Origin of the sequence: Pseudidiomarina mangrovi, from assembly GCF_003999375.1 — a bacterium.
Classification (GTDB): Bacteria; Pseudomonadota; Gammaproteobacteria; order Enterobacterales; family Alteromonadaceae; genus Pseudidiomarina; species Pseudidiomarina mangrovi.
Window position 1 is genome coordinate 344,266 of sequence record NZ_RJLC01000017.1, and the last position, 23,716, is coordinate 367,981.

Sequence of the window (23,716 nt, forward strand, 5' to 3'; positions counted from 1 at the left end):
TGCTACGGATGGCTGGCTTATAATAACTAACAACGCTTAAAGCATATCTGCAGCGTCCATTTCACGCTCAAGCTTTTGAGTTTCATCGGCACGCGGCTTACTGAAACGTGCAATGGCGTAATACACAATTGGCGTTAAGTATAAGGTAAACAACACCGCGAACGCTAAACCACCAAAGATAACCCAACCAATGGCATTTCGCGCCTCAGCGCCTGCGCCAACCGATAGAATTAATGGTAACGCACCCAATAAGGTCGATACTAAGGTCATCATGATGGGTCGTAAACGAATCGTAGCCGCCTGCTCTACGGCTTCTCTGACTGACTTGCCTTGGTCACGTAATTGATCTGCAAATTCAACTAACAGAATCGAGTTTTTGGCGATTAAACCAATCAACATGACCAATCCTATCTGTGAGAAAATGTTAATCGAGGTTCCGGTTATGTAAAGCGCGAAAAATGCCGCTGCGATACCAAAAGGAACCGTTGCCATGACCACTAAGGCACTGTTTACACTCTCAAATTGTGCTGCTAACACCAAGAAAACAATGATTAAAGCAAGGATATATGTGAGCATAACCTCGCGCTCTGTTTCTTCGTATGCTTCGGCTTCACCTAATAAAATCATATTAATATTAGCTGGTAGTTCTTGCTCAGCGAGTTGACGTAATGTGCTCACCACATCTTCCATCGGAATGCCTTCTGGCTGCTGCATATCAATGGTGATTGCTCGACGCTGTTTACGTCGTTCAAGTTCTGCCGACACCCCTTCTTCGGAAATTGTCGCTAAGCTCGATAATGGCACTAAGGCACCTTGACTCGAGCCAACATAGAGGTTGGATAAATCTGACGGATCCTTAATCTGACTGCGTTCAGCCATCAAAATTAACGGGACTGCTTGGTCGCCAATGTTGAGGTCAACTAAATCATCACCATTGATAGCAGCTCGTAATGTTGCTGAGATATCCGTTAAAGGCACCCCTAACTCTTCTGCGCGTTTACGATCGATATTTACGCGCAGTTGCGGCTGCGTGGGCTGAAAACCAACACGAGGAAAGCCAACCTCTGGCATACGTTGTTGTAGCACGCGAGAAAACTGCTGAGCCGCGGTAAAAATTTCTTGGTAAGTTTCGCCGGTTAAGGCTATTTCTAAACCGCCGCCCTGCCCGCGTAAATTGAGACTGTTAGAACCAAAGGCCCGCCCTGGAGCGCCGGGTATTTCACTCACTGGGCCGCTAATTTCACTAATAATTTGTTGCTGAGTTTTACTGCGCGAGCCCCAGTCGGTTAAGCGCACTGTAATAAACACCAAATTTGGATCCCATTGGCCTACGGTAGTGCTAATGGTATCAACATCACCACCATTGACGTACGGCAGCAATAACGCCTCCATTTGCTGTGCTTGTCGGTCCATAAAGTTCAACCCAACACCGTCAGGACCACGGGCAAAGATCCGCACAATGCCGCGGTCTTCACTAGGCATCAGCTCATTGTCTATTTTGCTGTAGAAAAAGACTGCTGATGCGGCAATTAAGGTACAAGCAATAAAGACCAGCCAAGCATGATTAATAACCCACACTAAGCTTTTCGTATAACCGTTTAACATCAATGAACCGATTTGTTGCAATCGGCTTGAGCGAGCTTGTTGCTGTGCCTTGAGTGGCAACCGTGCAGTCAGCGCCGGTACCAGTGACAAGGCGACAAAAGATGAAATAATCACCGCAGTTGCTAGCACACCACCAAATTCACGGAAAAGACGGCCGGCGGTAGACGGCAAAAAGGCAATCGGCACAAATACCGCCACCAAGACTGCTGTTGTGGCGATCACCGCGAAGAATACTTCGCGGGTACCAATAACTGCAGCAGCACGAGCGCCCAAGCCAAGGGCCCGGCGCCGTTGAATATTCTCTGATACAACAATGGCATCATCAACAATAAGGCCCGTTGCCAGCACTAAGGCCAGCAAGGTTAAAATGTTGATTGAGAAGCCGAGTAGCCAGATAACCGCTAACGAGCCAACTAATGCTACTGGAATAGCAACTGCCGGGATAATAGTGGCGCGACCCGAACCAATAAACACCCATAACGTTGCGACAACGAGCAGGATCGTCAGCCCTAATGAGGTGATGACCTCATCCACTGAACTACGAATAAATTTTGCGTCGTCGGACGTCACTTCCAGATTCATTTCTGGAAATTGCACCCGTAAACGTTCAACTAGTCGCAGTACTTCGTCAGAAATTTCAATGGTATTTGATCGTGCTTGACGAATAATACCGATACCGATAACCGGTTTTCCATCTAAACGAACTAAGCTATTGGCATCCGCAGGACTAAAATAAACGTTGGCGATATCACCGATTCGAGTGTCATCACGAACCACAATATCGCGCACATCTTGCTCGCTCAGCGAACTAGCATCAGCCCGCACAATAAGCTGTTGATCGGCCGATTTAAGACTACCTGCCGGCACGTCAAATGGTGCCTGCCGCAATACGCGCGCAACATCGGTTACCGCTAGGTTATAGCTGGCTAGGCGCAGTGGATCTATAACAACACGCATGACTTGGCGGCGATCACCATTCAAGGTGACATCAGCAACGCCAGCGATATTCAAGAAATTAGGCGCCAGATCGGTTTCAACGCGTCGTGTCAGGGTTTCCAAATCGAGCGTTTCACTGGATACCGCTAAACTGACGACCGACTCGGCGTTGTTATCCGCTTTAATAATGGCGACGTTTTCAACTTCGGGCGGTAAGCGACGCTGAATGCGGCTGACCGATTCACGGGTCTCGTTGGCGGCGTTATCCAGATCTATTCCGGGGCGAAACTCAATCACGATACGTGAGCTGCCCTCTTCACTTGAGGCTCGAATATTCTTCACCCCACTCACCCGCGCAACGGCCCCTTCAAGCCGGCTGGTGACCTCGGTATCTACGGTCTCTGGTGCGGCCCCTGGGTAACTCGCCGAAACAGTAATGATGGGACGGTCAACATCTGGGAGCTCGCGCACTTCAATACCGTTAAGCGCAGCGATTCCAGCAATAATGATCAGCAAATTCATCACCACAATAAGCACTGGGCGGCGAATAGCCATAGATGGTAAGTCGGCGAGTTGTGGAGACCATTTCATTATTGTGATGCCTCATTGGTGATGTAACGCAGACTTTGTCCAGGGCGCAAGCTCTGCACGCCCTCCACAATCAGCTGGTCACCCAATTGCAATTCGCCGGCTACTAAAACACGGCCTGGAAGACGTTGCTGAATTTCAACATCAACACGTTTGGCTTTGTCATCGACTGCGATCCAAATAAATGCGCCTTCAGCACCCCACATCAAGGCTGCGTCTGGTACGACAGCGTAGCTATCGCCTTGAATATCCAAACTCACCCGAAAACTCATGCCCGGTCGGAATAGGTCATTTTGATTGTCTAAACTAGCGCGCACCCGAATGGTCCGTGTCGCCGCATTCACCCGTGAATCAACCTCTAGAATCTCAGCTACATAGGCATCTGCTTGCTGATTCCACGGCCGTACGCTCAGTCGCGCATCATTGCGTAATAATTCGACCGCACTTTCAGGTGCGTCAAAATCAATATATAGGCTTTCACGTTTATCTAACGTGGTGATCAGAGTTTGCGGGGTAATGCGGTCGCCGACCTCAACGTCACTAATACCAACTACACCGGCAAATGGCGCAACAACTCGACGATCATCAAGGTTGGCCTGAGCTTCTTGGACATTAACTTTCAGCAAATCACGTGTGGTGATAGCGTCGTCCAGTTGGCTTTGGGCAATGGCGCCCTGCTGACGACTTGTTGTTAAGCGATTTACCGTGCGTTCGGCATCGGCCAATTGAATTTTAGCGCGTTCAAGAGCCACCAGTTGGCGACGGTCATCCAAGCGCACTAATAGCTGCCCGGCGGTGACGCGATCTCCCGGTTTGAAGTTAACCTCTTGTACCAAGTCACCGACCGCTGGATAGAGTGCTATTGATTGCATAGCCTCAGCGTAGCCAACGGCATCAACACGTTGTTGCGTTCGCTCAAATCCCAGTGACTGGGTAATGACTAAGGCGGCAGAATCTCTCCCCCAACGTTGTTGAGCTTGAGCCGCCGGTATGACCATTGCTGCTACCAGTAAAATCCAACCGATGCGCTTTATCAGCATACAAAAAACTTCCTTGAATGATTGCTAGGCTACTAATATGAATATTGGAGCAGATTCGATCAAAAAAGACCGTGCATCAGCGATGAACGGTCTTTGAAACACGCCAAGTACCAAAAACTTAATTTTGTGGGCGATTTTTGAGTATTTCTGTCAAGCCGGCAACAGCACCACCGATGTCCGCTAATTGCGCTGGGAGAATTAATGTGTTGGTTTGTTTGGCTAGGTTTCCAAACTCCTTCACATACTGCTCCGCAACCCGCAAACTTACCGCATCTTGCCCACCTGGTTGCTGGATTGCCGCAGCGATTTTGCGCAGCCCCTCAGCAGTAGCAATAGCAATCAGCTCAATTTCTTGTGCGCGACCTTCAGCTTCATTAATTTGCTTTTGTTTTTCTGCCTCAGACAGGTTAATTATTTCCTGCTTTTGGCCCTCAGACACGTTGATCATCGCTTGGCGTTCGCCTTCAGAACGGGCGATTGCAGCGCGGCGCTCACGCTCAGCACGCATCTGTTGTTCCAAAGCATCGCGAATACTTGCCGGTAATTCGATATCTGAGATTTCATAACGCAGTACCTTAATTCCCCATGGAGCGGCGGCCTCATCAAGGGTACGAACGACAATTTCATTAATTGTAGAGCGTTCTTCAAAGGTTTTATCCAAGTCGGTTTGACCGATCACTGAGCGCATGGTGGTTTGCGCTAACTGTGACGCCGCATAACGATAATCATTAATACCGTAACTGGCCTTAAACGCATCAACCACTTGGATATACAGCACACCATTAATGCCAACTTGAATGTTATCGCGGGTGACACAGGGTTGCCGTTCCACATCAATAACTTCCTCTTTTAACGTATGTTGATAAGACACTTTATCAATAAATGGAATCAACAAGTGGAAACCGGAATCAAGTGTGCGGTTGTATTTACCCAATCGCTCGACCACAAAATTAGAGCGCTGCGGCACTATTCGTGCGGTTTTGAGAATAATAATGATGACGGCAATGGCAAAGCCAATACTTAGCACCGTACTTACTTCTAGTCCTTCGATCATCTGCTTATAACTCCTAAAAGGTAATAAAACTTACGCGATGCTTAGGCATTCGCTGTTGGCGGCTGTGCTGTAACGGTGAGCTGAATGCCTTCATTGGCGATTACCCATGCGGTATCACCGGCCTTGAGTTCGTCAGCCGAAAAAGCATCCCATTGCACCCCGTTTAACGTGACGCGGCCAGCACCATGATTAAAATCTTGGCTGACGGTGACTCGGGCACCAATATCGCGTTGAAAGTTTGGTTTGCCCTCGTGGTCGGCATCGCTGTAACCGCTGAACCAACGTTTGATTTGACCCCGCGCGGTAAACAGCAGCACCAAGCTGACCACGCCAAAGACGGCAAATTGTGTTGCACTTTGATCAATGATTTGCCAGTGCACTAGCAGCCCAGTAACAATTGCGCCAACGCCGAGAAACACTGCCACAACACTGGTTAACAGTAGCTCGGATAAAATCAACACAATACCAGCAACGATCCACATCATCGCAATACTCATAGCACTACCCTCATGGTGTTAAACCTATGTTACTAAATGCACTATAGCATGGAACTTGATTCACAAAAGCGCGCTTTTGTCTCAATTTGTTACGGTATTAAAGATGACCTGCAACGGCGTCGGAACAGTCGTCTCCACGCTGCTTGACGCGACACGCCGGAGCGGCACAGTTAGCTGCCACTGCATGGTTGGCTCACTGCAAGCACCCACCAATAGCGTGGCCTGCCAACGCCCTGCGCCGACTGCTTGCCACTGCAGTGGAATACGGCCCATATACATTGAGACACCGCGTACTTGACTGAGTTCTGGGGCAAGGTCACTCGGCAATGTTAATGAAAACACAATAGGTTGTTCGGCGCGCGGCAATTCGGGTTGCCAAGTTATGGTAAACGGAATTTCTGGGCTATCATGAATGGTATTGGGTGGTCTATCGCAGCCCGAAATGAGTATAAATAACAGGCATACCCAGCCAGCTTGTGTACATTTTTTGTACGGCGGGGTCGAATACTTGATTTTTCGCATGTTTTCGCCTGTATTTTTGTGGGTATACCCTTTAAAATGGCGGGGTTCGCTCGGCTTTACTAGGGGCGCCATAGGTGCAATCTTAGCTAGCAAGTATGAGTCGAGTAAACCTTAAACTTTAGTCACGTAACTTTTGTCACGTTACTCTGTTTCTCTCAGAGCATCAGCCGCGGAAACATATGATGAGCCAAACCAGTCCACAACAATTAGAATACAATCTCAAAGTCGTTCGGCAGTTTGCCATAATGACCGTAATTTGGGGCATTATAGGCATGGCTGTGGGGGTATTTATTGCCGCCCAGTTGATCTGGCCAGAATTGAACTTTGACACCCCATGGTTAACCTATTCTCGGTTACGTCCTTTGCACACCAATGCGGTAATTTTTGCCTTCGGTACATCGGCATTGATGGGGACATCATTTTACATTGTTCAGAAAACCTGTCTCACCCCCCTCTTTTCAAACAAGCTCGCTTCGTTTGTGTTCTGGGGTTGGCAAACGGTTATTCTGTTGGCCGTAATCACCCTGCCTTTAGGGATCACCTCAAGCAAAGAATATGCTGAACTTGAGTGGCCGATTGATATCTTGATTGCGATTGTCTGGGTTGCCTACCTGATTGTATTTTTCGGCACTATGGTGCGTCGCCGCACGTCGCACATTTATGTGGCGAACTGGTTTTTAGGCGCCTTTATTGTCACCGTTGCGGTGCTACACATTGTAAACAGTATGGCTATCCCGGTATCTTTCACCAAGTCGTACAGTATCTATGCCGGCGCCGTAGACGCTATGGTGCAGTGGTGGTACGGGCACAATGCCGTAGGCTTCCTGTTAACGGCTGGTTTCCTCGGCATGATGTATTACTTTGTGCCAAAACAAGCCGAGCGTCCGGTGTACTCGTATCGGCTGTCAGTAGTGCACTTTTGGGCATTGATTTCACTCTATATCTGGGCTGGCCCTCACCACTTGCACTACACCGCGCTGCCTGATTGGACGCAGTCACTCGGTATGGTGATGTCAGTGATTCTGTTCGTGCCTTCTTGGGGCGGCATGATCAACGGTATTATGACCTTGTCTGGTGCATGGCATAAGTTGAAGACCGACCCGATTTTACGTTTCCTCATTGTCTCCCTATCGTTCTACGGAATGTCTACTTTCGAAGGGCCAATGATGTCGATCAAGTCAGTTAACGCTCTGTCGCACTATACTGACTGGACTATCGGTCACGTGCATTCAGGAGCGCTAGGCTGGGTTGCAATGATTACCATCGGCGCGTTGTACTATTTGTTCCCGCGTTTATACAGTCAAAACGGCATGTTTAGTACCAAGTGGGTCAACGTGCATTTCTGGCTGCATACTATTGGTGTCGTGCTCTACATCGTGGCGCTGTGGATCTCAGGGGTTATGCAAGGCTTAATGTGGCGCGCCACTAATGCTGATGACGGTACCCTCACCTTTAGCTTTATTGAGAGTGTTGAGGCCTCGTATCCATTCTGGTTTATTCGTTTCGTCGGTGGTTTATTCATTGTTGCAGGCATGTTGTTGATGGCCTACAACTGTTGGTTAACCATCCGCCGTGGTAACCCAGCGCGCGAATTCATTGACGTTAAACCTGCGCCTGCCGCAGCAACAGTTTAAGGAGTCGACAATGAGTAAAAAAATCAAACACGAATTTGTCGAAAAACACGTAGGCTGGCTTGCCGTGCTTGCCACTGTGGCTATTTCGATTGGTGGTTTAGTAGAAATAACCCCGTTGATTTTCCAAAAAGCTACCAACGAGCCAGTCGTTGGTTTGAAACCCTACACGGCGCTGCAATTAGAAGGTCGTGATATTTATATTCGCGAAGGCTGCAATAACTGTCACAGCCAAATGATCCGCCCATTCCGTGCCGAAACCGAGCGCTATGGTCATTACTCGCTGGCTGGCGAGCACGTTTGGGAGCGTCCATTTTTGTGGGGCTCAAAACGCACTGGTCCTGACTTAGCTCGGGTTGGTGGACGTTATAGCGATGAGTGGCATTATGTACACATGATGAACCCACGCGACGTAGTTCCTGAATCCAATATGCCCGGTTTCCCATGGTTAGCGGAAAACACCCTGGATGGCGAGTTAACCGCTAAGAAAATGGAAACCTTCCGCATGTTTGGCGTGCCGTACAGCGATGAAGACATTGCGGGTGCGCAGCAAGCGGTATCAGGGCGTACTGAAATGGAAGCACTAATAGCCTACTTACAGGTATTAGGAACTGGTTTAACGCAGGCGAAGTAACATGGATTACATCACTTGGCGTATCGTATACACCGTTTTAGTTTTTGTGCTCTTTATTGGCATTGTAGTGTGGGCTTACGGTAAGGGTCGAAAATCTCGCTTTGATGAAGCGGCACAATCGATTTTTAACGAAGATAACAACACAAGTCGGACAGAGACAAAGCAGGAGTCAAACAACAATGACTAGCTTCTGGAGTGCATGGATTATCGTTCTTACCTTAGCCTTTTTGGTAGGAATTATTTGGTTGTTGCGCTGGAATATGAGCAACTACACCCACATTGAAGAAGGCGAACCCATGGATCATGAGTTCGACGGCATTGTGGAAATCAACAACCCGTTACCGCGCTGGTGGACTATTTTGTTCTGGATCACCATCGTCTGGGGTTTCATTTACTTGGCCCTCTACCCTGGCCTTGGCAACTTTAAAGGTTTGCTGGGCTGGACCAGTTCCAACCAAGGGGTGCTGTCGGTTGAGGAATCTGAGCTGGCCACTGCGGCAGCCAAAGAAGCTGGCTTAATCGTTCAATATGATCGTGAAGTGGATGATGCTGATGCGGTGTTTGGGCCTATTTTCCAAGCTTTCGCTGCACGTTCAATTGAAGATCTAGCGGCCGATGAGAATGTGCGCAAAATTGGTCAACGCTTATTCTTGCAGAACTGCGCCCAATGTCATGGTTCCAATGCGATGGGTGGCAAAGGTTTCCCCAACTTAACCGACACTGATTGGTTGTATGGCGGTAGCCCTGAAGCCATCAAGCATACCTTAATCAATGGTCGCCAAGGTGCAATGCCAGCTTATGGCGAAACCTATTCAGCGAAACAGATCAGTGAACTGGCGAACTACGTATTGAGTTTGAGTGGTCGTAAAGTTGATCCGGTAATGGCTGAAGCCGGTAAAGCAAACTTTGTCGTATGTTCAGCCTGTCATGGTGTTGATGGTAAAGGTAATCAAATGATTGGCGCGCCAAATTTGACCGACAACATTTGGCTTTATGGTGGCTCACAAGCAGCGATTGAAGAAACTCTGTTGAACGGCCGCAATGGTGTGATGCCAGCATTTATCGATACCCTGGGCGAAGATAAAATCCACGTAATCAGTTCATACGTGTATGGTCTTTCGCAACAGCAGTAATGCAAAGCCCCGCTTCGGCGGGGTTCTTTTCTAGAGGCGTAAACCTGTCATGAATAAACCTTGGTATAAGCAGTTTTGGCCGTGGTTTTTAATGTCTCTGCCGTTTTCTGTAGTAATCGCTATGATCGTCACCCTGAGTATCGCCAGTCAATATGGTGATAACCCCATGGTGGTGGATGATTATTATAAGAAAGGGCGCGGTATCAATGCTCAAGTTGCGAAAGTAGAAGCTGCACAAGCACTTGGCATTAGTTTTGATTTTCAACAACGTGAGCAAACTTTTGAGCTGAATTATCGCAGTGGAAAGCCCGCACAACTCACCGCTTTAACCGTCGCTTTTTATCACAGTACCCAAGCCGAACGTGATTTCACCGTGACCTTAAGCGCCGATGCCAATGGCGTATTTCGTGGCGAATTACCGGACAATGCAGCAGGTAAATGGACGATTACCATTACCCCATTCAACAATAGCTGGCGTTTAAGCCAGCAGATCGTGCTGCCATCGACGTTAAAAAAGCATCTGCAGCCACTCACCTACGGGGTTTAAGCGATGGCGGTCACGCTGCCCGAGCCACCCGCTGGCTTATGCTTTCATTGCTTACAGCCACTGCCTAATCACGGCGGTTACAGTGTGCAATTGCAGCAACGTGATTATGCCGTGTGTTGTTATGGCTGTCAGGCAGTTGCGCAAACCATTGCCGAGCAAGGGCTCCTGCATTTCTATCAATTCCGTGATACCCGTAATCCGCTCAATGTGCCGTTAGTACCTGAAGAACTGCAACGGTTTGATGCCTACGATGATGAGCGCCTGCAACAGCAATTTACCCGTGATGATGCTAACACCGGAGTGCGCGAAACTGCACTATCCGTTGAAGGTATGACCTGCTCCGCCTGTGCTTGGCTGATTGAAAAACATCTGGCCCCGCTACCAGGCATTAGCAAGGTGACTGTGAACGCCAGCAGTGAACGAGTCACCATAGCCTGGCAGCCACAACACACCAAACTTAGTGCTATTCTCAAGCATATTGCCGAACTGGGTTATCGCGCGCTGCCGTTTCAAAGCGCCAGCCAGGAACATGATTTTAAAAAGCGCCGGCGTTATTTCGTTACGCGGCTTGGGGTGGCCGGCTTAGCCACCATGCAAGTCATGATGATCGCAGTCGGTCTATATTTTGGCATGGTCAGCGATCTTGACGATTCGTTGCGGCAATTTTTATGGTGGATGAGCCTGTTGTTAGCTACCCCGGTGCTGCTGTTTAGTGCTCAGCCATTTTACTTGAGCGCCCTGCGCAGTATTCAAGCACAGCGGCCTAATATGGATGTACCGGTTAGTTTAGCCTTGCTCAGCACCTATATCGCCAGCACCTATGCCACCATCACCGATCAAGGCGAAATATACTTTGAATCGGTCTGTATGTTTACCTTTTTTTTATTACTCGGTCGTTATTTAGAGTTACTTGCTCGGCAACGTGCTGTCAGTGCTGCCGCTAATTTAATCAAACTGCTACCAGCGGTAGCGCAGCGCAAGAATGGCGATGACCAACTCGAGTATGTGGCGGTCGCTGATTTGCAGGCCGATGATCTGGTTGTGGTAGCCGCAGGCGCGACCATACCGGTTGATGGTATTCTTGCGCAGCCGAGTGCTGCTGTCAGCGAAGCCTTGATGACTGGAGAAAGTCGCGCTATTGAGAAACGCGTCGGTGATACAGTCTTAGCCGGTAGCGTTAATCAGCAACAAATTCTGCACTTACAGGTTACCGCAACACAGCAAAATACTGTGTTAGCCAGTATCGTCGCCTTGCAAGATCTTGCCTTATCGCGCAAACCTAAGTGGGTTGAAAATGCCGAGAGCTTAGCCCAGACTTTTGTGAAACAAGTACTGGTCATGGCTCTGGTGACCTTTCTCATCTGGACTTGGATAGCGCCCAGCGAAGCCTTCTGGGTAACCATTGCGGTATTAGTGGCAACCTGCCCTTGTGCACTAGCGCTGGCCGCACCTACCGCAGTTACTGGAGCGATTCACAACCTCAATAAGCAAGGAGTGATTGTTCGTAATGCTGATGTGTTAACACGCATGAGTGCCATTAAGACAGTATTTGTCGATAAAACCGGTACGCTAACGGATGGTCAATTCTCGTTATTGCAGCATTATCAGCATAGTTCTAACAGTGCTTCTGAACATACTCTTGATACCTTGCTAGCGCTCACGCAAGCGCTGGAACGCTATTCGCAGCATCCACTCGCCTTGCCATTGCAACACCTCAGCCAAACCCAGCTTGATGTTGAAGCGGTGCAGGTACAGCCGAGTTATGGTGTCGCTGGACAGTGGCAACAACAGTCCTTGCGGTTGGGAAGTCTCGCCTGGGTCCGGCAATGGCATCCTGATTTTAAGCCACAATTGGCATCTGCCAATGTCTTTCTCGCCAGTTCCACTGCTGTGCTATTGGAATTACAAGTAGGCGACCAGCTGCGCGATGGCGCTGCAGATACCGTCGCGGCGCTGCAGCGCTTAGGCTTGAATGTAGTGATGTTAACGGGTGACCGAGCCGAGTTAGCTGCACCGATTGCGGCACAATTAGGCATTACCGAGGTCCATGCTCATTGCCTACCTGCCGATAAATTGGCATTACTAGCGCAACGTCAGCAACAGCACCCGGTTATGATGATTGGTGATGGAATGAACGATGGCCCAGTGTTAGCGCAGGCCGATATCTCGGTCAGTTTTGCTCAAGCGAGTGATTTAGCTCGCAGTGCTGCTGATGCGGTGTTATTGCGCAATCAATTCAGTGCGCTACTGCCGTTCTATCAAACCGCGCTGCGCAGTCAACGGATCATGCGCCAGAACGTGCGCTGGGCGTTAGTGTATAATATTGCCATTCTGCCGATAGCTATGTTGGGTTTGATCACCCCCTACTTTGCTGCATTAGGCATGTCGGCCAGCTCGCTACTGGTATTACTCAACTCACTGAGGTTATATCGCTAATGGACAGCCTCTACGTACTGATTCCAATTGCTATTCTATTCGTGATAGTAGCCGTTGCTATTTTTTTCTGGGCCGTACGCAGTGACCAATTTGAAGACCTAGAGCGGCAGGGTATGAGTATTCTTCTCGACGATGATGCCAAACCTACCGGCTCTGATAAGGATAACAACAATTCATGAACGTTGATGCCTTCGCGGCGTTGCTTATGGGGCTGGCCGGTGCTGGACATTGTTTAATGATGTGCGGTGGCTTAGCCGGCGCATTGGGGCAGCACGCCACATGGCGTCAGTTATTGCTGTACAACTGCGGCAGAATTACCTCCTATGCAGCGGCCGGAGCGCTACTGGGAGCAGCTTTTACCACCCTCGCCAACGCTTCAATCGATGGTTTAATATACCTGCGTTTGCTAGCGGCGCTGTTATTAGTGCTACTGGGGCTATACTACGGTGGCTGGTGGCTTGGTTTAAGGCACCTCGAAGCTATCGGCAAACCATTCTGGCGACTATTGCAGCCACTCGCTCTGCGCAGTCGCAATGGCCGCGGTTATTCCTCTGTTATTCTCGCTGGCATGGTCTGGGGCTGGTTACCTTGCGGACTGGTATACAGTGCCCTCAGTTGGGCTGCGCTCAGTGGCAGCGCCAGCTCAGGGGCCTGGTATATGATGTTATTTGGCCTTGGCACCCTACCCGCCATGATGGCATTTGGTTGGCTGTCTAAAACTCTGCAAAGCTTTCTACGTTCGCAGGGTTTTCGCCAACTCATGGGCTTACTGTTGATTGCCTACGGACTATGGACAGCGGTTATTGCGCTACGACAACTATTGGCGAGCTAAATTAGAAACATTCGCTATTGTTGACTAAACTAAGTGCTGATAACTCGGTTCGTTGAAGAGGTGGCACTATGAGTTGTGTGGCAAAAATATTAGTCGTTCTAGACCCCAACACCGTTGAACAAAAAGCCCTGAATAGAGCACTGCATCTCGCTCATATCAGTGGCGCCTCGGTGACACTGATGCTTTCCATTTATGACTTCTCTTACGAAATGACGACCATGTTGGCCGCCAGCGAACGCGATGCTATGCGCAATAGTCTGCTTAATGATCGTAAAGTCTGGATCAACGACTTGCTCGAGGGCTATAACACCGAGGGTATCGCCATCGATACTCAAGTGGTATGGCATAATAGGCCATTCGAAGCCATCATTGAGACCGCCATTCAGGGGCAGCACGACATCATCGTTAAAGCAACTCACCCGCGTGATGGCCTTGCCAGTCTATTCTTCACCCCGACCGATTGGCATTTGCTGCGTAAAGCGCCCTGTCTGGTATTACTGGTTAAAGAGCACGATTGGCCGCAGCATGGCCAAGTCCTTGCTGCTATTCACACCACCGGCGAGCATGACCATCACCGCTCCTTGAATGATCGTATCACCGCCACCGCGCAACAGTTCGCGACATGCTTGCAGGCTGATGTTCACTTGGTCAATGCGTTTCCCGGCGCACCTATTACCATTGCTGCCGAGATTCCCGAATTTGATAGTTCAAACTACCGTGAGGCTATTGCCGCTAATCACCAGCAAGCACTGCGAGAACACGCCCAACCCTTCGCCATTGCGGAGCAATTTTTGCATGTTGAAGAAGGCTTGCCGGAGCAGGTTATCCCAACCCTAGCCGAGCAACTCGATGCTGAATTAGTAGTGCTCGGTACCATTGGCCGGACCGGCTTTACCGCAGCACTCCTTGGCAATACCGCAGAGCATGTCATTGAACACATTAACTGTGATTTATTAGCGGTAAAACCGGAGGGATTTCAGTCGCCTATTAAGGTATAATCGCGGCCGTTTTTTGCCCTATTCGTGAATGCCAAGGTGAGCGTTATGATGTCAGTCAGCCAATTTAATCCCGTCGACGATAAGAATCGCTATAACTTCAATAAGTTACAAAAGCGTTTACGGCGTGACGTGGGTAAAGCCATTGAAGATTTCAACATGATTGAAGATGGTGACCGCGTGATGGTGTGTTTGTCAGGCGGTAAAGACAGCTACACTCTACTGGATATTTTGCGCTTTTTACAAGCGATTGCTCCCATTCGCTTTGACATCATTGCAGTGAATCTTGACCAGAAACAACCGGGCTTTCCAGAGCACATCTTGCCGGAGTACTTAACGGCTCAGGGCGTAAACTTTAAAATCATCGAAGAAGATACCTATAGTATCGTCAAAGAAAAAGTTCCTGAAGGCAAAACCACCTGTGCCTTGTGTTCACGTTTACGGCGCGGCATCTTATATCGGGTTGCCACGGAGCTCGGTGCCACTAAAATTGCTCTAGGCCACCATCGTGATGACATGCTTGAAACACTCATGCTCAACATGTTTTACGGCGGTAAAATGAAAGCCATGCCACCCAAATTAGTCAGTGATAATGGCCAGCATGTGGTGATCCGCCCGCTGGCTTATGCGCGCGAAAAAGATATTGCGCGCTATGCTGCGGCACAGCAGTTTCCGATTATTCCGTGTAATCTCTGCGGCTCGCAAGAAAACCTACAGCGCAAAGTGATCAAAGATTTATTGCAGCAGTGGGACAAGAAATTTCCCGGTCGGATTGAGAGTATGGCGAGTGCCTTACAGAACGTGGTGCCATCACATTTGGCTGATAACGCGCTATTTGACTTCAAAGGCTTGCACGCGGATGACCATGCCAACGCTGATGGTGATACCGCCTTTGACCATAGCACCCCAAGCGAATTTTTGAATTATCGTGATAGCGACGATGCGGTCGCGGTTATTGAGGTGGTGGATCTAAGCTAGCTGGTTTGTCAGCTTCGATGAGCTCAACAATGATCGGACGATTTACACGAATCATGGCGTTGAGCTCATCGATATACTCCTCGCCTCGCTCGGAATAACTTAATAACCCAGGCGTCAGATCAAGCGCACGAATATCCATGCCTTCGGCGCGGCGTTGCTCGCGCAGAATACGCAGGTCAAGGTATGCCGGATGGGTATTGATATTGCGCAGATAACTTCGAATCGATGCATTCACCGATTTGAATTTGCGCACTTCATGATTCATGCCCTCAACACGGTTCTCCGGCACCATACCGCAGCCGTCCCGAAAGCACCATTGACCAAAAAAGTTTAAGCCATCGCGGGCAAAACGTGAGGTACCCCAGCCTGATTCGTTGGCCGCTTGCACCAACACCAGTGTTTCTGGCACCACATCAATACGACGCAGCAGCACCTCAAACATACTGCTAGTGGCACTGACATCAAAATCAGTACGATACTCAACGGCTAATTGCTCGAGCAGTTCCAAATCATCACTCGACAGACTGCTGGCATCCTGCTGCCAACGACGGTACAACACCTGAAGATTGGCGCGTTGCTCTTCTATCAACAGGTTTTCTGCTTGCACCAGCGGTGCTAAAAACTGAAAAAATGCCTGCTTTTTATCCCGCACATCGGTGAATTCATTAAAGTCTGGTACTTCGGTATAAATTTTTACCTGGCGCTGTTGCTCAATCAACTGCTCATAATCATTGTCATCGAGCTGCTCTGGCTGGTGTTGTAGCCAATAACGCGGTAGATAAATCGCTACTGCTACAGCCACAGCGGCTAACAACCAACCAAGTTTATGCAACATGATCATCCTCCACGACCGCTAAGGCTGGCCCAGTTTTGGGCCCGATTAGTTGATCGTAGACCACTCCAGTCAGATTGAACAGCATTGGCACGGTAAACAGTAAACCCAACATTAATGGTAACGCGCTAATAAATAGAATGGTCAGCATTAAGCCAAATAGCGTCATTAATGGAAAACTAACCTTACTCACTACCAGCCATGAGCCGATGCATGCCCGCACAGCGGTAAGTTGCTGATCAAGCACTAACGGAACCGCTAAAATAAGACTTAATTGCAGGTAGGCCAAGGCCACAAATAATAACGCCATAACCAAACCCAAGGGTAGCCCCAGAGCCAGCTGTAGCACAATGATCACCGACACAATAATCACCATGAGCACAGCTTGAATAGCAGTCACCGCAATCACCCGTTGCGCCGCTCCCAGCACCCACTGCCAATGGCTCCAGAGCGGTTTTTCATCACGTGCATTGAGCAGTCCGGCATAACTTAAGTAGGCCACGAATGGCGACATCACCAACATACCAATCAAACCTTGTAACACCTGATTGCGCAAATTGGGCTGTTCTGGATCTACCGGGATCCACTGATTGAACAGGCCTTGTAACAACAGATTAATAGCAATCACCACTGCCAGCGCGGTAAGCATAAGCGGCAAAGCACGCACCGTAATATCCCAGCTGCGTTGCAGACTAGCACCGACTGCTAGCTTAATATCACCGCGCAGAGCGCGACTGAAGTCACCTACGGGTAACCGTTGTGTAGCTTGTTTTTGCTGATTCACGCAGTTATCTCAATTGTCGATTCTTGGGCTGATTATGGCATAATTAGCGAATCATTCGCTAGTTTGGCAGTTACCGTGCGTAAAGTTAATCCAATTCGACGCCCTGCACAGCAGCAATCGCGCTTACTGCTGTTCAACAAACCCTATGGCGTGTTGACACAGTTTAGTGGCGAAACGGCTGATATCACCTTAAAACACTACATTGATGTGGCTGACGTGTATCCTGCCGGTCGCCTTGATAAAGACAGCGAAGGCTTACTGGTGTTGACCAATAATGGCAACTGGCAGCACCGCATCAGCGACCCCAAACATAAAATGGCAAAAACCTACTGGGTTCAGGTCGAGGGCATACCATCTGCGCAAACTTTAGCGCAATTAACTCAGGGCGTGCGGCTCAATGATGGTATGACACTGCCTGCAAAGGTCGAGCTATTACCGCAGGCACCAGCAGTTTGGCCTCGCAATCCACCAATTCGGGTGCGCCAAAGTATCCCTGATAGCTGGTTGGCCTTGACTATTCATGAAGGTAAAAATCGCCAAGTGCGGCGCATGACTGCTGCAGTAGGCCACCCTACCTTGCGGCTTATTCGAGCGCAAATTGGGCCTTGGGATCTCACCGATCTCGGCCCAGGTGAGTGGCGCGAAGTAGCCCCGCTGTGGTAAAATTCGGCCTTCATAGATATCCATTAATTTAGAGTGCTCATGTCCACGTCAAAGCAAAAAGTCATCGTCGGTATGTCCGGTGGTGTTGACTCTTCAGTATCAGCTTATTTGCTGCTGCAACAAGGCTTCCATGTTGAAGGCTTGTTTATGAAGAATTGGGAAGAAGACGACACCGACGAATACTGTGCAGCGGCTACTGATTTGGCCGATGCCCAGCAGGTTTGCGATACCCTAGGTATTCCTTTACACACCGTGAATTTTGCCGCCGAATACTGGGACAACGTGTTTGAGTATTTTCTCGACGAGTATCGCGCCGGTCGTACTCCTAATCCCGACATCATGTGCAATAAAGAGATCAAGTTTAAGGCCTTTTTACAGTTTGCTGCCGAAGCACTCGGTGCCGACTACATTGCCACTGGGCACTATGTGCGACGCCGTCAACAGCACGGTCAGTTCCAGTTATTGCGCGGTTTAGATGACAATAAAGACCAAAGTTACTTTTTATATACCTTGTCCCATGAACATATTGCTCAAACACTGTTTCCGGTGGGTGAATTAGAAAAACCGGCCGTGCGCGCAATTGCCGAGCAGCAAGGCTTAGTGACTGCCGATAAAAAAGATTCAACCGGTATTTGTTTTATCGGTGAGCGTAAATTCAAAGACTTTTTACAACAGTATTTACCCGCCAAGCGTGGCGCTATTGAAAGTGTTGATGGTGAGCTACTTGGTGAGCACGAGGGCTTGATGTATCACACCCTAGGGCAACGTAAAGGCTTGTTGATTGGCGGCCTCGCTGAGCACAGCGGTGAGCCATGGTACGTGGTCGATAAAGACGTGCAACGCAACGTATTGATTGTCGCACAAGGGAAAGATCATCCGCGCCTGTATGCCAAGGGCCTAATTGCCGGTCAATTGCACTGGGTTAGCCGACAACCCCTCGCCACAACATTACGCTGTATGGTGAAAACACGCTACCGTCAGCAGGATATCCCCTGCACAGTGACGGTCATCGACGCAGAGCGTGTGCAAGTGCTATTTGATGCGCCGGTAGCGGCCGTAACACCGGGTCAGTCAGCGGTATTTTACGACGCTGAGGTGTGTCTTGGTGGGGGCATCATTGAACAACGTATCAGCGACCATGAGGTGCTGTTGTGAGTCAATGGTCTGCACGTGTCACTGCCCTTGCTGCCGCAGCACAATGTTTAGCTGCGGTGAAGCAAATTGCTCGAGAAGGCAGTTTGCGTGACAGCAAGCAAGTGCAACGACTATTACTCAATGTCCTGGATTTGAATCCAACGTCCCTTGAGCAGATGTATCCAGATCCACATGAATTGCACTGGGGCCTAGAAACCCTGCTGCTACAAATTGGTCCTACCCAACATAAAGATATTGAAATTACGCGCTATATCGTCGGTTTGATGGCCCTCGAGCGGCGTTTGTATAAGCGCCCACAAAGCATGGCCAAGCTCGCTGAACGATTACAGCATATTCAGCGCCAACGCGATGACTTTAATTTTGCCCAAGACACTATTATTGCTGGTATGGCAGGGCTCTACAGTGATGTCATCTCACCGCTGAGTAAACCCATCAAGATCACCGGTAAGCCCGATCATCTCAAGCAAATTAATGTTCAAAATCAGATTCGCGCATTACTTTTAGCAGCACTTCGCAATATCGTGCTGTGGCGTCAGCAAGGTGGTCAACGGCGCCAATTTATTTTCTCTCGGCAGCGTATGATTACTACTGCCCAACAGTTATTGCGCACCTCGCGCATCCCATCGGAGCCTCAGTCATGATGAATTTATCCGCGCTTACCGCGCTATCCCCTGTTGATGGCCGCTACGGCAGTAAGGCCGCAGCTCTGCGCCCCATATTTAGTGAATATGGTTTAATTCGCAATCGCGTTATTGTTGAGATCCGCTGGCTGCAGCTATTGGCCAACTGTTCTGAAATTACCGAGGTACCGGCGTTTTCTGAAGCCGCGAACGCTCATTTGGAGTGGCTGGTTAAGCATTTCGGTGAACAGCATGCTAATCGGGTGAAAGATATTGAGCGTACCACCAACCATGATGTTAAGGCAGTGGAGTATTTCTTAAAAGAATACGTAGCTGAGGTGCCGGAGTTACATGCAGTCAGTGAGTTCATTCACTTTGCCTGTACGTCAGAAGATATTAACAACCTATCACACGCACTAATGCTCCGTGACGCCTTGCAACAGGTGATGCTACCCAGCATGACAGAGCTGACTATGGCGATTAAAGCGCTCGCTATCGAACATAAAAATCAGCCCATGATGGCACGTACCCACGGCCAACCTGCTACGCCAACCACCCTCGGCAAAGAAATGGCTAACGTGTATGTGCGGCTGCAACGCCAGCTAGAACAATTACAAGCTATTCCGCTGCTGGGTAAAATCAATGGCGCTGTCGGTAACTACAATGCCCATTTAGCAGCCTACCCAGAAGTGAACTGGCACGCCTTAGCCGAGCAGTTCGTTAGCTCATTGGGCCTCACTTGGAATGCTTACACCACACAAATCGAACCGCATGATTATATTGCAGAAATTTTCGATGCGGTGGCGCGATTTAATACCATCGTGATTGATTTCGACCGTGACGTATGGGGCTATATTGCGCTCAACCACTTTAAACAGCGCACCATAGAGGGCGAAGTCGGTTCATCGACCATGCCGCATAAGGTTAATCCGATTGATTTTGAGAATTCTGAAGGCAACCTGGGCTTGGCCAACGCTATCATGACCCATTTAGCGCAGAAGTTGCCGGTCAGCCGCTGGCAGCGCGACCTCACCGATTCGACCGTATTGCGTAACCTCGGTGTCGGTTTTGCCTACGCCTTAATCGCCTATCAAGCCAGTCTTAAAGGCATTAGTAAATTACAAGTGAACGGCGACAACCTGCTCCGTGAGCTGGATCAAAACTGGGAATTATTGGCCGAGCCGATTCAAACCGTGATGCGCCGCTATGGTATTGAAAAGCCGTACGAAAAACTCAAAGAACTTACCCGTGGTAAGCGTGTCAATCAGGCTGCCATGGCCACTTTCATTGATAGCCTAGCTTTACCAGAAACCGTCAAAGCTGAACTTAAATTACTCACTCCGGCCAGCTATATTGGTCGCGCCAGTGCCTTTGTGGATGAACTCGACGCATGAGCCTAACGTTAACCCTCGACCGGGCCAAATTTCTCAGCCAGTATTGGCAGCAAAAGCCACTGTTGATCAAAGCTGGCTTGGCCAATTTTAGCGACCTGATCGAGCCAGAGATCCTCGCTGGTTTGGCGCAAGAAGCCGAGGTTGATTCACGCGTAATCGAGCATCGCGGTGACCAATGGCTAGTGAGTCATGGCCCCTTTGCCAGCTACGATGATTTCGGTGATAGCGATTGGACCTTATTGGTACAATCAGTCAATGAATGGATGCCAGAAATCCATGCGCTGCTTGAGCCATTTCGGTTTCTACCCGATTGGCGCCTGGACGATGTGATGATTAGCTTTGCCGTGCCAGGTGGTAGCGTGGGTCCACACCTCGACCAATACGATGTGTTTATTATTCAAGGTGAAGGGCAACGTCATTGGCAAGTTGGCGAGCGCGTTACCGAGGCCAACGAGTTTCGCCCCCATGCTGATCTGAAACAACTGCAAGATAGCTTTGAACCAGTGATTGATGCGGTGCTCGAAGCCGGCGATATTCTGTATATCCCAGCTGGTTGCCCCCATCACGGCGTCGCACTTGAGCCGAGCTTGAATTATTCAGTCGGTTTTCGTGCCGCTAATACCGCAGAATTAACCTCACAGGTGGCCGATATGCTGCTGGCCGCTGAGGGCGCAAACTATCCGCGCTATCGCGACCCGCAACAAGCTGATTATGGTCAACCCTATCAGGTCAGTACTGAGCAGCTTGCGCAACTGCGGGAGTTTTTACTCCATAGCATCGCCAACGCCGATTTAGATAATGTGTTGATGCAGGTGATGTCACAGAGCAAACGCCCGCTACCACAGCCTGATTTTGCGCTGCAATGGCAAGATATCGCTGATTGTTTAGATGCTGATATGCTGTTATGTCGAACCGCTGGTGCACGCCTGTTGATTGATCCGCAACAACAGAATTTGTATGCCAGTGGTGACCCCTACCCATTAACGACTGCAAATCGTCAGCTCGCAATAAGTCTGGCTAGCCAATGGCAAGAGCTACCATTGCAGCATTATGCTGACCAGTTAAGCCATGCCGACAGTCAACAACTGTTGTGTCATTTACTTAATGATGGCGTGATGCACCTAGTCAGTGAAGCGGCTGCCAACGCAGCCGCTGATGATGATTACTGAGTAGCCCACAACTCGTCATGCTGAGTCGTCTGATAAACCGTTTCTGCGCGGCTTATCAGGTAGTCAGCATGGCGCTTTTCGTCAGCGTTGGTTTTCGGGTTGTTATAAATCGCCTCAGCTTTTAATTGCCACTGTAGCGCAAAGTGACGCATTACACTGCGAGCATCGTCGGCGACTTGCGCGGCTACCATAGCAGTGGGTACATCACCGTTAATAATCCACACATTGGTTTTATCCATGGTGGTAAAACGCCACACCGCAACGTGCGGGGCAAGATAACGACTGGCTTGTAAGTTCACCACATCCAAGATGTAGCCTTCTTCAGCAAGATATTTCGCGGCAGCTTGATACTGTGCGCGAATCCATTCGGCAATTTCAGCTTCACTGATAGCGGGCTGTTGGTCGGCCATATACTGCTTGTCCTATGTCATAAAGAGGTCATTGTGGCTGGTCATACTACCGCGAAAGTCGCTGACAGCAAAGCGCCATTTGGTGTAAACTTAGCTTGCAATAGTTTACGTTTACGTAAACGAAAAATGTCACCCTAGCAGCTAGCGCCTTGCGTCGCAAAATGCTAATGTGCGCGCACTTTTCGGATGAACGAGGAAACAGCAAAGATGTCTCTATTCGAGCACAAAGAATTCGACCAACACGAGCAAGTCGTGTTCTGTCATGATAAAGCAACTGGCCTCAAAGCTATCATCGCTATCCACGATACCACTATGGGCCCATCACTGGGCGGTACACGGTTGTGGAATTACGCCTCATCGGCTGAAGCGCTGACTGATGTGTTGCGTTTATCGCGCGGCATGACCTACAAAAGCGCCTTAGCAGGTCTGCCATTAGGTGGTGGTAAAGCGGTTATTATCGGTGATGCCAAGACTATTAAGTCAGCAGAACTGTTCCGTGCTTATGGTCGTTTTGTGAACTCCTTAAGTGGTCGCTATATCACCGCTGAAGACGTCAATATCCGTACCAGTGATATTGCCATCGTTGCTGAAGAAACTGCCTTTGTTGCGGGTACTGCCGAGAAAGCTGGCGACCCATCACCACATACTGCGCTTGGTACCTATCTTGGCTTAAAAGCTGCAGTCAAACATAAGTTTGGCAAAGATAACCTTGCTGGTGTGCGTATTGCCGTACAAGGTCTCGGCGCAGTCGGTTACGATTTTGCTGAGTACTGTCATAAAGATGGTGCCATTTTATTTGTGACTGACATCAATCAAGCTGCATGCCAGCGCGCGGCCACAGAATTACAGGCAACTGTGGTAGGTTTAGATGAAATCTATGCTTTAGATGTCGACGTGTATGCCCCCTGTGCACTGGGTGCGACCATTAACGACGACACCTTGAAAGTTATCAAGGCTAAAATTATTGCCGGTAGCGCAAATAACCAGTTAGCTACACCTGCGCATGATCAAATGGTGATGGATATGGGTATTCTGTATGCCCCAGATTACGTTATTAATGCTGGTGGTGTGATTCACGTCTGTAGCGAAGCGGCTAACATGAGCCGTACTGAAACCGACCAAAAAGTGCGTGATATCTACAATACCTTAGATACCATTTTCACCCGCTCAAAAGCTGAAAACCGCCCAACTGGGCAGATTGCTGATGAATTAGCCCGCGAAGTGATTGCCAAGAAAAAGGCCGAACGCGCAGCGTCATAGC

Annotated in this window: 24 protein-coding genes; 16 read left to right on the forward strand and 8 right to left on the reverse strand. The window is 49.3% G+C overall.

What is annotated here, in order from left to right; all coding sequences use genetic code 11:
* Nucleotides 1–36: 36 nt before the first annotated feature.
* The 5 genes from EFO84_RS10915 to EFO84_RS10935 form a co-directional block, all read right to left on the reverse strand.
* The gene (locus tag EFO84_RS10915) at nucleotides 37–3,132 is read right to left on the reverse strand and encodes an efflux RND transporter permease subunit (protein ID WP_127348088.1); all 3,096 of its coding nucleotides are present in this window, start codon (nucleotides 3,130–3,132) and stop codon (nucleotides 37–39) included.
* Nucleotides 3,132–4,169, reverse strand: coding sequence for an efflux RND transporter periplasmic adaptor subunit (locus tag EFO84_RS10920; RefSeq protein ID WP_240642697.1), 1,038 nt, complete (start codon nucleotides 4,167–4,169; stop codon nucleotides 3,132–3,134). Before EFO84_RS10920 ends, EFO84_RS10915 begins: the two co-directional genes overlap by 1 nt.
* Before the next feature lie 118 nt (nucleotides 4,170–4,287).
* Nucleotides 4,288–5,223: an SPFH domain-containing protein gene (locus EFO84_RS10925; protein WP_240642698.1), complete on the reverse strand. Its 936-nt coding sequence runs from the start codon at nucleotides 5,221–5,223 to the stop codon at nucleotides 4,288–4,290.
* 41 nt (nucleotides 5,224–5,264) lie between these two features.
* Nucleotides 5,265–5,720: an NfeD family protein gene (locus tag EFO84_RS10930; protein ID WP_127348089.1), complete on the reverse strand. Its 456-nt coding sequence runs from the start codon at nucleotides 5,718–5,720 to the stop codon at nucleotides 5,265–5,267.
* A gap of 81 nt (nucleotides 5,721–5,801) precedes the next feature.
* Nucleotides 5,802–6,242, reverse strand: coding sequence for a hypothetical protein (locus EFO84_RS10935; RefSeq protein WP_127348090.1), 441 nt, complete (start codon nucleotides 6,240–6,242; stop codon nucleotides 5,802–5,804).
* A gap of 182 nt (nucleotides 6,243–6,424) precedes the next feature.
* On the opposite strand from EFO84_RS10935, the gene ccoN reads away from it, so the two are divergent.
* From ccoN to ttcA, 10 genes are all read left to right on the forward strand, one after another.
* Nucleotides 6,425–7,876 carry a cytochrome-c oxidase, cbb3-type subunit I gene (gene ccoN, locus EFO84_RS10940; RefSeq protein ID WP_127348091.1) on the forward strand — a complete coding sequence of 484 codons (1,452 nt, stop codon included), beginning with the start codon at nucleotides 6,425–6,427 and terminating at the stop codon, nucleotides 7,874–7,876.
* A 10-nt stretch (nucleotides 7,877–7,886) separates the two neighbouring features.
* Nucleotides 7,887–8,507, forward strand: coding sequence for a cytochrome-c oxidase, cbb3-type subunit II (gene ccoO / locus EFO84_RS10945; protein WP_127348092.1), 621 nt, complete (start codon nucleotides 7,887–7,889; stop codon nucleotides 8,505–8,507).
* A 1-nt stretch (nucleotide 8,508) separates the two neighbouring features.
* Nucleotides 8,509–8,694, forward strand: coding sequence for a cbb3-type cytochrome oxidase subunit 3 (locus EFO84_RS10950; RefSeq protein WP_127348093.1), 186 nt, complete (start codon nucleotides 8,509–8,511; stop codon nucleotides 8,692–8,694).
* The gene (gene ccoP, locus EFO84_RS10955) at nucleotides 8,687–9,640 is read left to right on the forward strand and encodes a cytochrome-c oxidase, cbb3-type subunit III (protein WP_127348094.1); all 954 of its coding nucleotides are present in this window, start codon (nucleotides 8,687–8,689) and stop codon (nucleotides 9,638–9,640) included. The genes EFO84_RS10950 and ccoP overlap by 8 nt, the downstream gene beginning before the upstream one ends.
* Nucleotides 9,641–9,689: 49 nt before the next feature.
* The gene (locus EFO84_RS10960) at nucleotides 9,690–10,187 is read left to right on the forward strand and encodes a FixH family protein (RefSeq protein ID WP_127348095.1); all 498 of its coding nucleotides are present in this window, start codon (nucleotides 9,690–9,692) and stop codon (nucleotides 10,185–10,187) included.
* A gap of 3 nt (nucleotides 10,188–10,190) precedes the next feature.
* Complete coding sequence (locus tag EFO84_RS10965; RefSeq protein WP_127348096.1) at nucleotides 10,191–12,623, forward strand: heavy metal translocating P-type ATPase; 2,433 nt, start codon at nucleotides 10,191–10,193, stop codon at nucleotides 12,621–12,623.
* Complete coding sequence (gene ccoS / locus EFO84_RS10970) at nucleotides 12,623–12,802, forward strand: cbb3-type cytochrome oxidase assembly protein CcoS (RefSeq protein ID WP_127348097.1); 180 nt, start codon at nucleotides 12,623–12,625, stop codon at nucleotides 12,800–12,802. The genes EFO84_RS10965 and ccoS overlap by 1 nt, the downstream gene beginning before the upstream one ends.
* Nucleotides 12,799–13,455 carry a sulfite exporter TauE/SafE family protein gene (locus tag EFO84_RS10975; RefSeq protein WP_127348098.1) on the forward strand — a complete coding sequence of 219 codons (657 nt, stop codon included), beginning with the start codon at nucleotides 12,799–12,801 and terminating at the stop codon, nucleotides 13,453–13,455. Before ccoS ends, EFO84_RS10975 begins: the two co-directional genes overlap by 4 nt.
* A gap of 68 nt (nucleotides 13,456–13,523) precedes the next feature.
* Nucleotides 13,524–14,453, forward strand: coding sequence for a universal stress protein UspE (gene uspE / locus EFO84_RS10980; protein ID WP_127348099.1), 930 nt, complete (start codon nucleotides 13,524–13,526; stop codon nucleotides 14,451–14,453).
* Nucleotides 14,454–14,501: 48 nt separating this feature from the next.
* On the forward strand, nucleotides 14,502–15,428 hold the full coding sequence (gene ttcA, locus EFO84_RS10985; protein ID WP_127348244.1) for a tRNA 2-thiocytidine(32) synthetase TtcA: 927 nt from the start codon (nucleotides 14,502–14,504) through the stop codon (nucleotides 15,426–15,428).
* Here ttcA and EFO84_RS10990 read toward each other — a convergent pair.
* On the reverse strand, nucleotides 15,403–16,263 hold the full coding sequence (locus EFO84_RS10990; RefSeq protein WP_127348100.1) for a glucosaminidase domain-containing protein: 861 nt from the start codon (nucleotides 16,261–16,263) through the stop codon (nucleotides 15,403–15,405). The genes ttcA and EFO84_RS10990 overlap by 26 nt on opposite strands.
* Nucleotides 16,253–17,044, reverse strand: coding sequence for a DUF2189 domain-containing protein (locus EFO84_RS10995; RefSeq protein WP_127348101.1), 792 nt, complete (start codon nucleotides 17,042–17,044; stop codon nucleotides 16,253–16,255). The genes EFO84_RS10990 and EFO84_RS10995 overlap by 11 nt, the downstream gene beginning before the upstream one ends.
* 75 nt (nucleotides 17,045–17,119) lie before the next feature.
* Here EFO84_RS10995 and EFO84_RS11000 point away from each other — a divergent pair, with 75 nt between their 5' ends.
* Genes EFO84_RS11000 through EFO84_RS11020 form a run of 5 tightly spaced genes read left to right on the forward strand, consistent with a single transcriptional unit; the run spans nucleotide 17,120 to nucleotide 22,045 of the window.
* Nucleotides 17,120–17,707 (forward strand): pseudouridine synthase, encoded by a 588-nt coding sequence (locus EFO84_RS11000; protein WP_205701977.1) that lies wholly within the window; start codon nucleotides 17,120–17,122, stop codon nucleotides 17,705–17,707.
* A 39-nt stretch (nucleotides 17,708–17,746) separates the two neighbouring features.
* Nucleotides 17,747–18,862 carry a tRNA 2-thiouridine(34) synthase MnmA gene (gene mnmA / locus EFO84_RS11005; protein ID WP_127348102.1) on the forward strand — a complete coding sequence of 372 codons (1,116 nt, stop codon included), beginning with the start codon at nucleotides 17,747–17,749 and terminating at the stop codon, nucleotides 18,860–18,862.
* Nucleotides 18,859–19,503, forward strand: coding sequence for a high frequency lysogenization protein HflD (hflD, locus tag EFO84_RS11010; protein ID WP_127348103.1), 645 nt, complete (start codon nucleotides 18,859–18,861; stop codon nucleotides 19,501–19,503). Before mnmA ends, hflD begins: the two co-directional genes overlap by 4 nt.
* Entirely contained in the window at nucleotides 19,503–20,876 is a 1,374-nt protein-coding gene (purB, locus tag EFO84_RS11015) for an adenylosuccinate lyase (RefSeq protein ID WP_127348246.1), read from the forward strand. The genes hflD and purB overlap by 1 nt, the downstream gene beginning before the upstream one ends.
* A complete protein-coding gene (locus tag EFO84_RS11020; protein WP_127348104.1) occupies nucleotides 20,873–22,045 on the forward strand; it encodes a cupin domain-containing protein in 1,173 nt (390 codons plus the stop codon). Before purB ends, EFO84_RS11020 begins: the two co-directional genes overlap by 4 nt.
* Here EFO84_RS11020 and EFO84_RS11025 read toward each other — a convergent pair.
* Nucleotides 22,039–22,455, reverse strand: a complete 417-nt coding sequence (locus EFO84_RS11025) for a DUF4826 family protein (protein WP_127348105.1) — start codon at nucleotides 22,453–22,455, stop codon at nucleotides 22,039–22,041. The two genes, EFO84_RS11020 and EFO84_RS11025, sit on opposite strands and share 7 nt — an antisense overlap.
* Before the next feature lie 207 nt (nucleotides 22,456–22,662).
* On the opposite strand from EFO84_RS11025, the gene EFO84_RS11030 reads away from it, so the two are divergent.
* On the forward strand, nucleotides 22,663–23,715 hold the full coding sequence (locus EFO84_RS11030) for a Glu/Leu/Phe/Val dehydrogenase dimerization domain-containing protein (protein ID WP_127348106.1): 1,053 nt from the start codon (nucleotides 22,663–22,665) through the stop codon (nucleotides 23,713–23,715).
* The last annotated feature ends 1 nt before the right edge of the window (nucleotide 23,716 follow it).